The organism is Kribbella sp. NPDC055110 (assembly GCF_053607525.1).
This window is the reverse complement of the sequence record NZ_JBSGTS010000011.1, coordinates 135,932-148,648: the sequence shown is the minus strand read 5'-3', so window position 1 is coordinate 148,648 and position 12,717 is coordinate 135,932. Positions and strand designations below refer to the sequence as shown.

Annotated in this window: 11 protein-coding genes; 8 read left to right on the top strand and 3 right to left on the bottom strand. The window is 69.1% G+C overall.

All coding sequences use genetic code 11. The features are described from left to right. The first annotated feature begins 73 nt into the window (after positions 1 to 73). Positions 74 to 1,072, top strand: a complete 999-nt coding sequence (locus ACWF0M_RS19560; protein WP_452237094.1) for a LacI family DNA-binding transcriptional regulator — start codon at positions 74 to 76, stop codon at positions 1,070 to 1,072. Positions 1,073 to 1,106: 34 nt separating this feature from the next. Beyond that, the gene (locus ACWF0M_RS19555; protein ID WP_452237093.1) at positions 1,107 to 2,483 is read left to right on the top strand and encodes a mannitol dehydrogenase family protein; all 1,377 of its coding nucleotides are present in this window, start codon (positions 1,107 to 1,109) and stop codon (positions 2,481 to 2,483) included. 685 nt (positions 2,484 to 3,168) lie between these two features. Here ACWF0M_RS19555 and ACWF0M_RS19550 read toward each other — a convergent pair. Further along, positions 3,169 to 4,842 carry a right-handed parallel beta-helix repeat-containing protein gene (locus tag ACWF0M_RS19550; RefSeq protein WP_452237092.1) on the bottom strand — a complete coding sequence of 558 codons (1,674 nt, stop codon included), beginning with the start codon at positions 4,840 to 4,842 and terminating at the stop codon, positions 3,169 to 3,171. A 131-nt stretch (positions 4,843 to 4,973) separates the two neighbouring features. Further along, positions 4,974 to 6,680 (bottom strand): right-handed parallel beta-helix repeat-containing protein, encoded by a 1,707-nt coding sequence (locus ACWF0M_RS19545; RefSeq protein WP_452237091.1) that lies wholly within the window; start codon positions 6,678 to 6,680, stop codon positions 4,974 to 4,976. A 60-nt stretch (positions 6,681 to 6,740) separates the two neighbouring features. Between ACWF0M_RS19545 and ACWF0M_RS19540 the strand changes: the two genes are divergently transcribed. From ACWF0M_RS19540 to ACWF0M_RS19515, 6 genes are all read left to right on the top strand, one after another. Further along, entirely contained in the window at positions 6,741 to 7,946 is a 1,206-nt protein-coding gene (locus tag ACWF0M_RS19540; protein ID WP_452237090.1) for a glycosyltransferase, read from the top strand. A gap of 97 nt (positions 7,947 to 8,043) precedes the next feature. Beyond that, positions 8,044 to 8,454 (top strand): adenylyltransferase/cytidyltransferase family protein, encoded by a 411-nt coding sequence (locus tag ACWF0M_RS19535; RefSeq protein ID WP_452237089.1) that lies wholly within the window; start codon positions 8,044 to 8,046, stop codon positions 8,452 to 8,454. Between the two features lie 20 nt (positions 8,455 to 8,474). Beyond that, a complete protein-coding gene (locus ACWF0M_RS19530) occupies positions 8,475 to 9,206 on the top strand; it encodes a CDP-alcohol phosphatidyltransferase family protein (RefSeq protein WP_452237088.1) in 732 nt (243 codons plus the stop codon). Beyond that, positions 9,206 to 9,622, top strand: coding sequence for an adenylyltransferase/cytidyltransferase family protein (locus ACWF0M_RS19525; protein ID WP_452237087.1), 417 nt, complete (start codon positions 9,206 to 9,208; stop codon positions 9,620 to 9,622). The genes ACWF0M_RS19530 and ACWF0M_RS19525 overlap by 1 nt, the downstream gene beginning before the upstream one ends. Further along, positions 9,622 to 10,809 carry a glycosyltransferase gene (locus ACWF0M_RS19520; protein WP_452237086.1) on the top strand — a complete coding sequence of 396 codons (1,188 nt, stop codon included), beginning with the start codon at positions 9,622 to 9,624 and terminating at the stop codon, positions 10,807 to 10,809. The genes ACWF0M_RS19525 and ACWF0M_RS19520 overlap by 1 nt, the downstream gene beginning before the upstream one ends. A gap of 633 nt (positions 10,810 to 11,442) precedes the next feature. Then, on the top strand, positions 11,443 to 12,387 hold the full coding sequence (locus ACWF0M_RS19515; protein ID WP_452237085.1) for a type IV toxin-antitoxin system AbiEi family antitoxin domain-containing protein: 945 nt from the start codon (positions 11,443 to 11,445) through the stop codon (positions 12,385 to 12,387). 134 nt (positions 12,388 to 12,521) lie between these two features. On the opposite strand, the gene ACWF0M_RS19510 is transcribed toward ACWF0M_RS19515, so the two are convergent. Next, positions 12,522 to 12,717: hypothetical protein (locus ACWF0M_RS19510; protein ID WP_452237084.1), on the bottom strand; the 196-nt coding region annotated here is incomplete at its 5' end.

Genomic DNA, 12,717 nt, shown 5'->3' with positions numbered 1-12,717 from the left:
GTCCATGGGACGGCGTCTTGACACAAGTTGCAACCGATTGCAGACTCGTCCGCGACCCCTTGAGGAGATGACCGTGGCGGCGACGATCCGGGATGTGGCGCGACTGGCCGGCGTATCGCCGTCCACCGTGTCGCGCGCGCTCTCGCTGCCCGGGATGGTCAACGCAGCCACCAGGTCGCGCGTCGCCGCGGCTGTCGAGCAGTTGGGCTACGCGCCCAACCGGGCGGCCCGCGGCCTGATCACCGGCCGCACCGGGACCATCGGCCTGGTTGTGCCCGACCTGGCCAACCCGTTCTTCGCCAGCGTCGCCAAGGGCGTGCAGGCGCGCGCCCGCCATCACGACGTCGCCGTGTTCGTCGCGGACACCGACGAGGACCCGGCCGCGGAGGCCGGGCTGGTGCGGGCGCTGTCCAAGCAGGTCGACGGTGTCGTGCTGTGCTCGCCGCGGGCGAGTGACGAGGAGCTGGCGGCGATCGCCCAGGACACCGCCGTCGTACTCGTCAACCGCACCGCCATCGGTTTGCCGGGCGTTGCCTACGACAACGAGGACGGGATGCGGCAGGCCGTCGCCCACCTCGTTGCCCTCGGCCACCGCCGGATCGCCTGGGTCAGTGGACCGGCGACGTCGTGGTCGACGCAACACCGCGGTCTCGGCCTGCGCAACGCGGTCGAGAAACTGCGCGCGAAGGTCGCCCCGGTGGGCAATTTCGCCCCGACGTACGAGGGCGGTATGGCGGCCGCGGACCAGGTCGTCGCCACCGGCGCGACCGCGGTCGTCGCGTACAACGACCTGGTCGCGATCGGCCTGCTGGCCCGCCTGCACAGCCGCGGCATCTCGGTGCCCGGCGACCTGAGCGTGGTCGGGGTCGACGACATCGCGATGTCTGGGATGGCCCGGCCGGCGTTGACCACGGTCCGGCTGCCCAAACAGGAGGCCGGCCGGATCGCCGTCGAACTGCTGCTCGCGATGCTCGACGACCCGGACAGCTCGGCCGCCGCGGCCGGCACCCACCGGGAACTGCACGGGGAACTGATCGTCCGCGACAGCACTGGACCAGCACCTCGAACCTAGAAGCTGTGTTTGCCGAGAAGAAAGGTCTTGTCGCTTGAACAGGCTGAGCCTCACCAACCTCCCAGTCGCCCCCGCCGTCGACCCGAAGGCGTTGTCGGTCGGCATCGTCCACCTCGGGATCGGCGCGTTCCATCGCGCCCATCAGGCCGTCGTCACCGAACGGGCCGCGGTTGAAACGGGCGAGACCCGGTGGGGGATCGCCGGCGTGAGCCAGCGCTCCAGCACGGTCCGGGACCAGCTGGCTCCGCAGGACGGTCTGTACTCCGTTCTCGAGCGCGGGCTCGGTGAGCCGTTGGTCCAGGTGATCGGCAGCGTCCGCGAGGTACTGACCGCGCCCGAGGACCCGGAGGCGGTCGTCGCGCGGATCGCGGACCCGGCGGTGTCGGTCGTGACGCTGACAGTCACCGAGAAGGGGTACCGGGCCGCCGGCGCCGGGCTGAACCTGGACGATCCGGAGATCCAGGCCGACCTTACCGGCTGCCCTCCGCGCACGGTCGTCGGCCAACTGGCGGCCGCGATCGCCCGTCGCGAAGAGCCGTTGACGATCGTCTCCTGCGACAACCTGGTTGCCAACGGCCCCTTCCTGCGCACGCTGGTGACCGAGTATTTCGATGCGCTCGGCAAGTTCCCCGCGACGTTCGAGGCGACGCGGTTCCCGGCCAGCATGGTCGACCGGATCGTGCCGGCGACCACCGACGCGGACCGCGACGAGGCCGCCCGGCTGCTCGGCGTACGGGACGAGGCCGTGGTAGTCGCGGAACCCTTCCTGCAATGGGTGATCGAAGACGACTTCGCCGGTCCACGCCCCGCCTGGGAACGCGGTGGCGCCGTACTCACCAGCGACGTCGCGCCGTGGGAGCAGGCCAAGCTGCGGATGCTCAACGCCACGCACTCGATGCTCGCGTACCTCGGCGCACTGCGCGGCTACGAGACGATCGCGGAGGCGGTCCGCGACGAGGAGCTCGAGGGGCTCGCGCGGCAGTTGATGACCGATGACGTCGTACCGACTCTCACGCCACCCGACGGGCTGGACCTGGCGGCGTACGGCGCATCCGTGCTGGAACGGTTCGAGAACCCGGCCCTGAAACACCGCACCCGCCAGGTCGCGATGGACGGCTCGGTCAAGCTCCCCGTCCGAATGCTAGGCACAGTCCGAGACCGCCTGAAAGCCGGCGCCGAACCCCGAACGATCTCGCTAGCAGTAGCCGCCTGGATGGTCTACGTCCAACGCACTCCCGACCTGGACGACCCCCAAGCCACCCGCCTGAAGTCCGCCGCAGCAGGCGCCACCACCCCCACCGACCTGGTCGACGCCCTACTAGCCGTAGACACAATCTTCCCCCCCGACCTCCAAGCTTCCCCCCTCTTCCACACCCTCCTAACCGACCACATCACCACCCTCACCCACTAACCCCACCGCGCCATCCCACCGCGCGATCCCACCGTCCCGATCACCGTCCCGATCACCGCCCGAGCCACCGCGCCGAGCCACCGCCCCGAGCCACCGCCCCGAGCCACCGCCCCGACCGACCGCGCCCGAGTGGAGGCCTGAGCGGTTCATGGGGCACTTTGTGCATCAGATCCGCGTCGTCGCGTGCTGGGACTACGGATCTGGTGCACAAAGTGACCACGCGCGGGTCGGGGCGGGGTTATCCCCCCGAGGTGGTGGGTTGGTCCGGCGGCTGGCGGGGTGGTGTCGCGCGAGGTGAGGGGTTGGCGCCTGAGGTGGTGGGTTGGTGTGGCAAGCCTCGCGCTGGTGGGGTGGGCGCGGTGGACAGGTGGTGTTGGGTGGTGGGGTAGTGCACCTGAGCGTGGTGGGGCTGGATGTGTACGGTGTCTCGGGGTGCTCTACCTGTCGAGAGTGCACATCGTGGGTGCCAGGTGCCAGGTGCCAGGTGCCAGGTGCCAGGTGCCAGGTGCCAGGTGCCCGGTGCGGGGGGCTGGCGGTGGGGAATTCTGCTGGTTGGTTCAGGTGTGTGGGGTTCCCCGGTCTGCTGGCCGATCCCGCCGCGCGGGCCCAGCGAGGTCGGCCCGCCCGGCGCGCGCCCGACGAGGTCGGCCCGCCCGGTGTGGCGCGGCGGGCGGGCGGGGGTGGGTTAGTTCGGGGTGGGGAGGAAGGTTAGGAGGCCGGTGGCGTCTAGGACTGCTTTGCCGATGGTGAAGACGCTGGTGGTGTCTTGGCCGGTGGTGCGCCATTGTTTGGCGGTGTACCACTGGCCGGTTTTCTGGAAGCGTTCGGCGGCGAGGCTGTCGAGGATGTAGACGTTGTCGTTGAGGGTGACTTCGCCGTCGGGGATTGCCGCGCCGGAGTTCTGCACCATGCCGGTGGCGGTGGTGCCGCCGCGCATCGTGACCTGGTTGCCGGAGACAACGATGTCGCGGAGGACGTTGGGGCCCCACGGGCCGGAGCCTCGGGTTCGGGACTGGATGGCGATGCCGTTGACGTTGTTCGCCACCACGTTGTCGCGGACCTGGATGTTCGACGAGGTGTTGACGTTGATGCCGCCGCCGTCCCACAGCGACGTACCCGATCCGCGGCCGGTGCCGAAGCCGTTGCCGCCCACAACGTTGTCCTCGATGATGCCGTTGCGGCCGATCTCGTAGCGGATCCCGTCCGCTGCGTTGTCGAGGATCTGGTTGCTGCTGAACGTCCGGTTGTCGTCGTACGCGTCGCTCCACAGCCCGACCCCGCGGTTGTACTGGATCAGGTTGCCGCTCACCCATCCGCCACTGGACCAGGTGGTCTTGATCCCGCCGGACTCCCAGTCCGCGACCCAGAAACCGTCGGTGTTGTTGTAGCTGACCTCGTTGGAGGTAATGGCTCCCTTCAACGTGCTGTACTGGCCGATGCCGAGCTGCCCGTTCGAGTGGATGTGGTTGTCCTCGAGTACGGCGCCGTCCGCGTTGATCAGCATCGCGCCGACCCCGTGGTTCCAGCGGATATCGTTGGCGATCACCTTCCAGCCCAGGCCGAGTACGACGGCACCGCCCTGCGGCGGGGTGGCGAAGTGCTCGATCGTCAGCCCGCGGACGGTCACACCGGTCGCGCTGGACTCGATCGCGGTCTGCGTCTTCGACATCTCGATCGAGTGCCTGGCCGGGTCGCTGCCGAGGTAGATCGCGTTCGCCGCGTAGTCGGCGTAGAAGGTGCCGGGGGCAACTTTATCGCGCGTTGCGACCCGGGTCAGGTGCTTGCTGTCCAGGAAGAGTTGCTCGCCCAGGTAGCAGATGTTCGCCGTGTTGTCCTCACACTGCCCGGTCTGCGGGTACGCCGGTGGCAGAGCTCCTGTGGTGACCCAGTCGCCGTTGTTCGCGGCCCAGTTGGTCAGCCTGATCGATCCGGTGAGTACGGCGCCGGTGTTGCCGGCGAGCACCTGGTCCGCCTTCGGGTGGATCGTCTCGGTGATCCGGTGCCAGCCGGACGTGAAGCAGAACGTCGTACCGGTCGGGGCCTCGTCGACGATCTTGGCGGCGTTGTCGGTGGTCCGGATCGGCACACCGCTGCAGGCGGGCGCGAGCGCCGGCCCGGTCCGGAAGGTCCCATCAGCCGGCGGAACCGCAGCAGGCGGCGCAGCATCCGACGGCACCGCATCCGACGGCACGGCCTCTGACGGCAGAGCAGTAGGCGGCGTGCCGTCAGGTGGTACGGCGGACGGCGTGGCGGCCGGTGGCGTGGTGGCTGGTGGTACTTCGGCGCCCCGGGCAGGCAGGGGGCCGACGGCAACCAGGCTGGTGCCGACTGCAACGACTGCAACGACTGCTGTCCTCATATGCGGAGCCTCCGGTGGCACAGGTAGCCCTGAGCGCACCCCCCATGGCGCGGCTTCCCTACGCACGTTACCCCTACGTCAGGTAGTCATGGCAATACGTAGCGCACAAATATGTTGCGATGGGCAAGCGATCAGTTCGCGAGGAAGCTACCGACCGTGTCCAGGCCGGCGTCTTGCCAGCCGGCCGCGGTGAGCTTGGTGCCGAACCGGGCGAACCGCTGGGTGCCGAGGTCGTCGAGGACGTACTTGTTGCCGCTGAACACCACTTCGCCGGCCGGTACGGCGGCGCCGGCGTTCTGGACCATGCCGGTGGCCTGCGTGCCGCCGGTCATCTCGATGGTGTTCCCGCTGACCTGGACGTCGCGCAGCAGGTAGGTGCCCCACGGGCCGCTGCCACGGGTCCGGGACTGGATCGTGACGCCGTTGACGTTGCCCGAGACCCGGTTGCCCTTGATCGTGACCCCGGTCGAGGTGTTGACGTTGATCCCGCCGCCGTCCCACAGCGACGTACCGGATCCGCGGCCGGTGCCGAAGCCGTTGCCGGTCACCGTGTTGCCTTCGATGGTGCCGTTGCGGCTGATCTCGTACCGGATGCCGTCCGCGGCGTTGCCGACGATCTGGTTGCCTGTGATCACCCGGCCGTCGTCGGCGACGTCGGCCCACATCCCGATGCCCTTGTTGGACTTGATCACGTTGCCGCTGACGGTGCCGGAGGAGCGGGTGGACTTGATGCCGCCGGACTCCCAGTCGGCGATCCAGAAACCGTCGGTGTTGTTCGAGCTGATCACGTTCCGGGTGACGGCGGCCGCGGCCGAGCTGTACTGCCCGAGGCCGAGCTGCCCGTTGTGGTGGATCAGGTTCTTGTCGACCTTGGTGCTGTTCGCCTTCACCAGCATCACGCCGACCGCGTGGTTCCAGCGGATGTCGTTCGCAGTGACCTTCCAGCTCGGCCCGGAGCCCAGCGCTCCGGCCTGCGGTGCGCTGGCGAAGTGCTCGATGGTGAGGCCGCGGACGACCACGCCGCTCGCGCCGGATTCGATCGCGGTCGCGGTCTTCGACATCTCGACCTCATGGCCGGTCGGGTTGCTGCCGAGGTAGATCGCGTTCGCCGCGTAGTCGGCGTAGAACCTGCCGGCCTGGACCGCCGCGACGCTCGCGACCCGCGTCAGGTGCGTGTCGTCGAGGAACAACTGCTCCCGCAGGTAGCAGATGTTCGCCTTGTTGTCCTCGCACTCGCCGCTCTTGCCGTACGCCGATGGCAGCGCGCCCCGCACTACCCAGACGGACCCGGAGCGGGCCCACCCGGTCAGCGGAATCGACCCGGTGAGTACGGCGCGCTGCGCGCTGGCCAGCACCTGGTTCGCCTTCGGGCGGATGGTGGCGCTGATCCGGTGCAGGCCGGCCGCGAAGCAGAACGTCGTACCGGCCGGCTTGGAGTTCACGATCGACTGCGCGTTCTGGCCGGGCTTGATCACCGTGCCGACGCACGGACCGGCGACGGCGGGACCGGCCTCGTCGGAGTCGACTCCAGGCGGCTTGGGGAGCTTGGGCTCAACCGGCTTGGCCGGAGTCGTCGCTGTCGGCTTCTTGGTGGGGTGTGTGGTCGTCGCCGGGTTCCTGGTCGGTCCAGTCGTGGCGGTGGCCTTCGGCTGGGGTTTGCCGGGAGTCGCGGTGGTCTTGCCTGGGCGGTGCGAGGGCAGCGCCCGGGACGCGGCCTGCTCGGCGTCCTGGGACTTCGCCGCGGTCGTCGCCTTGTTCTCTCCTGCGATGACGGGCACCGCGACCGTGACGACGGCCGCCGCCGCAGCGATCAGCGCTGCGAACCACAACTTCCTCAATGCACTCTCCTGGGAGCGGGCGAGACCAGGCGTAGTTATGACGGGACTTAAGGTAGTGCCATGCGGGTCGCCATGTTGCACAACCGTTACCGGACCGGTCAACCCAGCGGCGAGAACACGGTTGTCGCGCAAACGATTGATTTGTTGCGTAACTCAGGACATGAAATCGATCTGTACGCCCGGAACAGCGACGACATCGCCGAGATGGGCCGAAAAGATCGCGCACTGTTACCGTTTCGCTCCGTTTGGTCATTTTCGGCGGAACGCGATTTAACACAGCTATTGCAAGCGCAGCGGCCCGATGTCGTGCATGTGCACAACACTTTTCCGCTGTTCAGTCCCTCCGTACTGCGGGCGGCGTACCGGCTGGACCTGCCCGTCGTGGCGACGTTGCACAACTTCCGGCTGCTCTGCGCGAACGCCGTTCTGCAGCGCGACGGCAGGCCGTGCGAGTCCTGCATCGGCAAGGTCCCGCTGGCGGCCGTGAAGCACAGTTGCTACCGCGACTCGCGGGTGCAGACGTTGCCGCTGGCCACGAGCATCGGCGTACACAACGCCTTGCACACCTGGCAGCGGTACGTCGGTACGTTCGTCGTACCGTCCGAGTTCGTGCGGGACCGGTACGTCGCGGCCGGGTTCGACCCGGAGCGGTTCGTGGTGAAGCCGCACGCCGTACCGCATTCGGGGGCGGTGCGCAGTGGTGCGGGGGATGCTGTGGTGTTCCTCGGGCGATTGAGCGAGGACAAGGGGTTCGCGGATCTCCTGCAGGCCTGGGATTCGTCGCTCGGCCGATTGGTCGTGGTGGGCGACGGTCCGCTGCGCATGGCGGCCGAGGAGCGCGCCCGGAAAGACCTGTCGATTCAGGTGCTTGGTCAACTGCCGTGGGCGGACGGCATGGAACAGCTGCGGTCCGCGCGCGCCGCCGTCGTACCGGCGCGTTCGTATGAGAGCTTCGGACTTGTGGTGGTGGAGGCTTTCGCGCACGGGGTGCCTGTGGTCGCGTCCCGGCTCGGGGCGCTCGCGGAGCTCGTCGACGACGGGGAATCCGGTGCGCTGACCGCGCCCGGCGACCCGGAGGGATTGCGGAAGGCGATCGGGTTGGTGGCTGATCCCGAGACTTCGATAGCCTTCGGCGAACGAGCCCGTCAGGTCTACCTGGAACGCTTCACACCGGAGCGTGACGTGGTGGCCACGGAAAGGATCTATACCGATGCGATCGCCCGGCACACCGCCAACGGCCGGGCGCGCACGGAACGACGGGTATAAAGTCGCGGGCGACGCGGGGGGCAGCGTCGGGCCGGACGGAATTCAGGAGTTTGCGTTGGGGGTTGGCAGGGTGGGCAGTGTGCCCCGGGTTGGATGCGTGGCTGGGGTCTTCGACCTGTTTCACGTAGGGCACGTCGACGTGCTCGAGCGAGCGCGGCGGCACTGCGACCGGCTCGCGGTGGCGGTGCTGTCCGACGACTGGGCGCTGGACGCGTGGGGCGGGCGGCCGTTCGTGCCGCTGCTCGAGCGGGCGCAGATCGTCGAGCACCTGCGGTGCGTCGACGAGGTGGTAGTCGTTGACGACGTACGGCCCGAGTGGCTGACCGGCGTACTGGGGGTGCAGACCGTGTTCGCTGCCAGTGCCACCGACGGCGTGCTGGGGGTGGACGAGCTCGACGGGCTTCCGGCCGGGCTGATCACCGTCCTGCCCGCCGGCCGCGGCTCGCGCAGCCCGATCCTGCGTGCCGCGATCGACCAGCGGCAGTCCCGCAGTTCGAACGTCGCATGAGCGAGCGTAGCGAGCGAACAATGAGCAGAGCTGGGTTGCGGGAGACCGTCGCGCAGCTGTCCCGGGCGCAGAAGCCGTCGGCCGGTACGCCGGCGTACTCCAGGTTCGTGAACCGGCGGATCGGGCGGGTGTTCGCGGCGACGGCGTACCTCGGGAAGCGGACGCCGAACCAGGTCAGCCTGGCGAGCGGGTTCTGCTCGCTGGTCGGGATCGTGCTGCTGGCCTGCGTACGGCCGTCACCCGGGCTGGCGCTTGTGGTGACGTTGCTGCTCGTGCTCGGGTACGGGCTGGACTCCGCGGACGGTCAGCTGGCCCGGCTGCGCGGCGGCGGATCGCCGCTGGGGGAGTGGCTCGACCACATGATCGACGCGGTCAAGATCGTGCTGCTGCACAGCGCCGTACTGATCTCGTTCTACCGTTTCGATGCCTTTGACAACGATCTGGTGCTGCTGATCCCGCTCGCGTACGTGTGCGTGTCGTCGGTGCTGTTCTTCGGGCTGATCCTGATCGACCAGCTCCGGCGGCGGCACGGCGCCGCGTCGACGCCCAACGAGCGCGGCGATTCCGTGGTCAAGTCGTTGCTCATCGCACCGACCGACTATGGCGTGCTGTGCCTGGTCTTCCTCGCCTTCGGTACGCCGTCGCTGTTCGTCGTGCTGTACGGCGCTCTGCTGGCGCTGAACCTGCTGTTCCTGGCGGCCGCGATCGGGAAGTGGTACCGGGAGATGGGCGCGCTGGGGGTGCGCGCCTGATGGCGGTCGTCGGCTACGCGCCCGGGGTGTACGACATGTTCCACATCGGGCACCTGAACATCCTGCGCCGCGCCCGCGAGCACTGCGACCACCTGATCGCAGGCGTCGTCGAGGACGACGTGGTGACCCGGATCAAGGGCCGGCCGCCGGTGGTGCCGCACGAGGAACGGATGGACGTCGTCCGCGCGCTCGACCTCGTCGACGAGGTGGTCAGCGACTGGTCCAGCGACAAGTTCGAGATGTGGCAGCAGCTGCGGTACGACGTTCTCTTCAAAGGCGATGACTGGAAGGGAACGGAAAAGGGGACCAGACTGGAACGGCTGCTGGGTGAGGTCGGCGCACAGGTGCATTATTTCCCGTACACCGCCTCCACCTCGAGCACCGATCTGCGCAGGCTCCTGGAGGGGATGAGCTGATGTACGGCCGGCCGAAGGTACTGCTCAGCGCGTACGCCTGCCGGCCGACGGGCGGGTCCGAGCCGGGCGCCGGGTGGGCCTGGGCGAAGGCCGCGGCGCGGGACCACGACGTCTGGCTTCTGACCCGGGGCAAGTTCGTGCAGGAGATCTTCGACGAACTCGAGGCGCGGCCGGTGCCCGGGCTGACCGTCGTACCGCTGGAACTGCCGCGGTGGATTCTCCGGCTGCGGCGGCGGCCGTCCGACGTTTACTGGTACTACCCGTTGTGGCAAGGCTTGGCCGGGCGTACGGCGCGGCAGCTGCATGCGGAGCAGTCGTTCGACGTGATTCATCATTTGACCTTCGCGGTCGACTGGATGGGCGCCGGCGTGGTCGAACCGTCGTCGGCGAAGGTGATCTGGGGACCGGTCGGCGGGTCGACGAAGGCGCCGCTGTCGATGGCGCACTGGCTTGGCGCGCGGGGTGTGGTGGGGGAGTTGGTACGTCGTGCGTACACCGGGGTCCGGCGCCGCGCGACCGGGCGGCGGATGGCGCAGATCGCGGACCTGATGGTTGCCCAGAACAACGATGTAGCGGAGGCGTTCGCGCCGTACGCCCGGGAGATCGTGGTGCAGCCGAACGTGGCGATCCGGCGATTCACGGCGTCCGGTCCTTATGAACCGTTCGGTGCGGCCGGTGTGAAGACCGCGCTGTTCGTCGGGCGACTGATCCCGTGGAAGGGCGTCCTGCTCGCGATCAGTGCGCTGGCCCGACCCGAGGCGGCCAACTGGGAGCTCCGCATCATCGGCGACGGGCCCGACTGGGGACGCGCCGAGAGCCTGGCCTGGCAGCTCGGTGTTCGCGACCGCGTCGAGTTCATGGGCGCTTTGCCCCGCGAGGAGGTCCTGGCCGCGATGTTCCGCGCCGACGCCCTCCTCGCCCCCGCGTTCCGCGAAGCCGCCGGCTGGGCCGTCACCGAAGCCCTCGCCTCCGGCTGCCCCGTCGTCTGCGTAGACCGCGGCGGCCCCGCCGTCATCGTCGGCCCCGACGAAGGCATCACCGTCCCCTGGCAAGGCGACGTAGTAGGCGAACTCGCCCGCGGCCTAGCCTCCCTGCGCGGCCGAATCACCCCAGTAGACCGCTGGGGCCCCGACCGCCTCCCCGACCTCCTAGCCACCTGGTACACCCCCGCCCGCGTCTCCAGCTAACCCGCCCACCCCCGCACCGCACCGCGCCGCGCCTCGCGCACCGCGCCGCGCCTCGCGCACCGCGCCGCGCCTCGCGCACCGCGCCGCGCGCGGGCTTCCGCCCCGTCGCACACGAGGGGATATCCCATCCTCTTGGGGGTTCTCCGGTGGTGTTAGAGGGGAGAACCAACAACACCAGGGGATATCCGATCTTCTGTTGGGTGGGTGTTGTGGTGCCGGCTGGCGGGTTATGTGTCCGATGGCGGGAAGTAGCAGGCCAGCGGTGACATAACCCGCCAGTGGCGACCCGCCGACGAGCCGGCATTGGGCCGGCATGAGGCTGCAGCACCGGGTGGCAGGCGGGTGATCGGGTTGGTGGCGGGACGGCTGCTCGCGGCGGGGTGATGTGCACGCTCGACAGGTAGTGCACCGGCGAGACGCTGTACGCACGGGCGCGTTCACGCTCAGGTGCACTACCTGTTCACTCGACATGTCCTGTCGAGCGTGCACATCACACCAAGCCCGGCACCGCCCTGGAACCCGTCGACCACCCACACCTCAGTCACAAGATCCGGATATCCCCTCGTGACGGAGTTGTCCACAGATGTGCCGAACTGGCACCCGGACGGCGGCTGATCGGTGGATGCTTGGTGGGTGAACGAACGGCTCAGACTGATCGCAGCGCAGCAGGGAGGTGTGTTCAGCCGTCGGCAGGCGCTCGCCGGCGGATGTACGCACGAGCAGATCGTCCGCTGCCTGCGCGACGGCAGCTGGGAACAGATCCGGCGCGGCCAGTACGCCGAGAAGCTCGATCTGACCGTTCTGCCGCCGTGGGAACGCGCCCGCTTCGTGCATCTGCGCCAGGTGCACGCAGCGATGAACGCGATGCGCCCGAACTCCGTTGCCGTCAGCCACCAGTCGGCGTTGGTCCTGCACGGCATGCCGATCTGGGGCCTCGACCTCAGCCGCGTACACGTGACTCGGATGGACGGACAGTCCGGTGGCCTCGTTGCCGGCGTACAGCATCACCTCGGTGTGCTGACCGCTGCCGACCTGACCGTCGTCGACGGCCGACTTGTGACCAACGTGGCGCGCGCAGCCCTCGAATCCGCGTGTACGACGTCGTTCGAGGTGGGTGTGGTGGGCTTTGACGCTGCCCTTCGCGGCGGCCACCTCGGCGAGGACGACGTACTGCGCTTGCGGTCCGCGAGCACGTTCTGGCCCGGATCAGCCACGGCCCGGCAGGCACTGCGGTTCGGCAACGGACTGGCCGAGTCGGTCGGTGAGTCTCGTCTTCGGGTCCTCATGCACGAGCACGGGCTGCCGGAGCCCAGACTGCAAACCGAGTTCCACGATCGCCACGGACTCATCGGGCGGGTCGACTTCGACTTCGACGGATACAACCTCGTCGTCGAGTTCGACGGAGCGCTGAAGTACGGCGGCGGATCGCCCGAGGTACTGATCCAGGAGAAGCGCCGCGAGGACCGCCTCCGCGCCCTCGGCCTCACCGTCGTCCGCACCAACTGGTCCGACTTCGACCACCCCGCGCTCCTAGCCGCCAGCCTCCTCCAATCCCTCCACCACCGCCGCCCCGCCTAACCCCCACACCACTCCAACTCCCGCGCCAGCCCCCACACCTCTCCAGCCCTCGCGCCGCGCCAGCTCCCGCGCCACTCCAACTCCCGCACCACTCCAGCCCTCGCGCCGCGCCAGCTCCCGCTCCCGCGCCACGCCTACCCCGTGCCGCGCCAGCTCCCGCGCCCGCGCCTGCACCCGCACCCGCGCCAGCTCCGCACCAGCACCCCCGCCAGGTCGCGCGCCGCGCCTACCCCGTGCCGCGCCAGCTCCCGCGCCACTCCAACTCCCGCACCACTCCAGCCCTCGCGCCGCGCCAGCTCCCGCTCCCGCGCCACGCCTACCCCGTGCCGC

Bases quoted from the DNA above. Each gene is read 5' to 3' on its own strand.
- ACWF0M_RS19550 (WP_452237092.1), bottom strand. From the start codon at position 4,842: ATGAGGACAGCAGTCGTTGCAGTCGTTGCAGTCGGCACCAGCCTGGTT.
- ACWF0M_RS19540 (WP_452237090.1), top strand. From the start codon at position 6,741: ATGCGGGTCGCCATGTTGCACAACCGTTACCGGACCGGTCAACCCAGC.
- ACWF0M_RS19530 (WP_452237088.1), top strand. From the start codon at position 8,475: ATGAGCAGAGCTGGGTTGCGGGAGACCGTCGCGCAGCTGTCCCGGGCG.
- ACWF0M_RS19525 (WP_452237087.1), top strand. From the start codon at position 9,206: ATGGCGGTCGTCGGCTACGCGCCCGGGGTGTACGACATGTTCCACATC.
- ACWF0M_RS19520 (WP_452237086.1), top strand. From the start codon at position 9,622: ATGTACGGCCGGCCGAAGGTACTGCTCAGCGCGTACGCCTGCCGGCCG.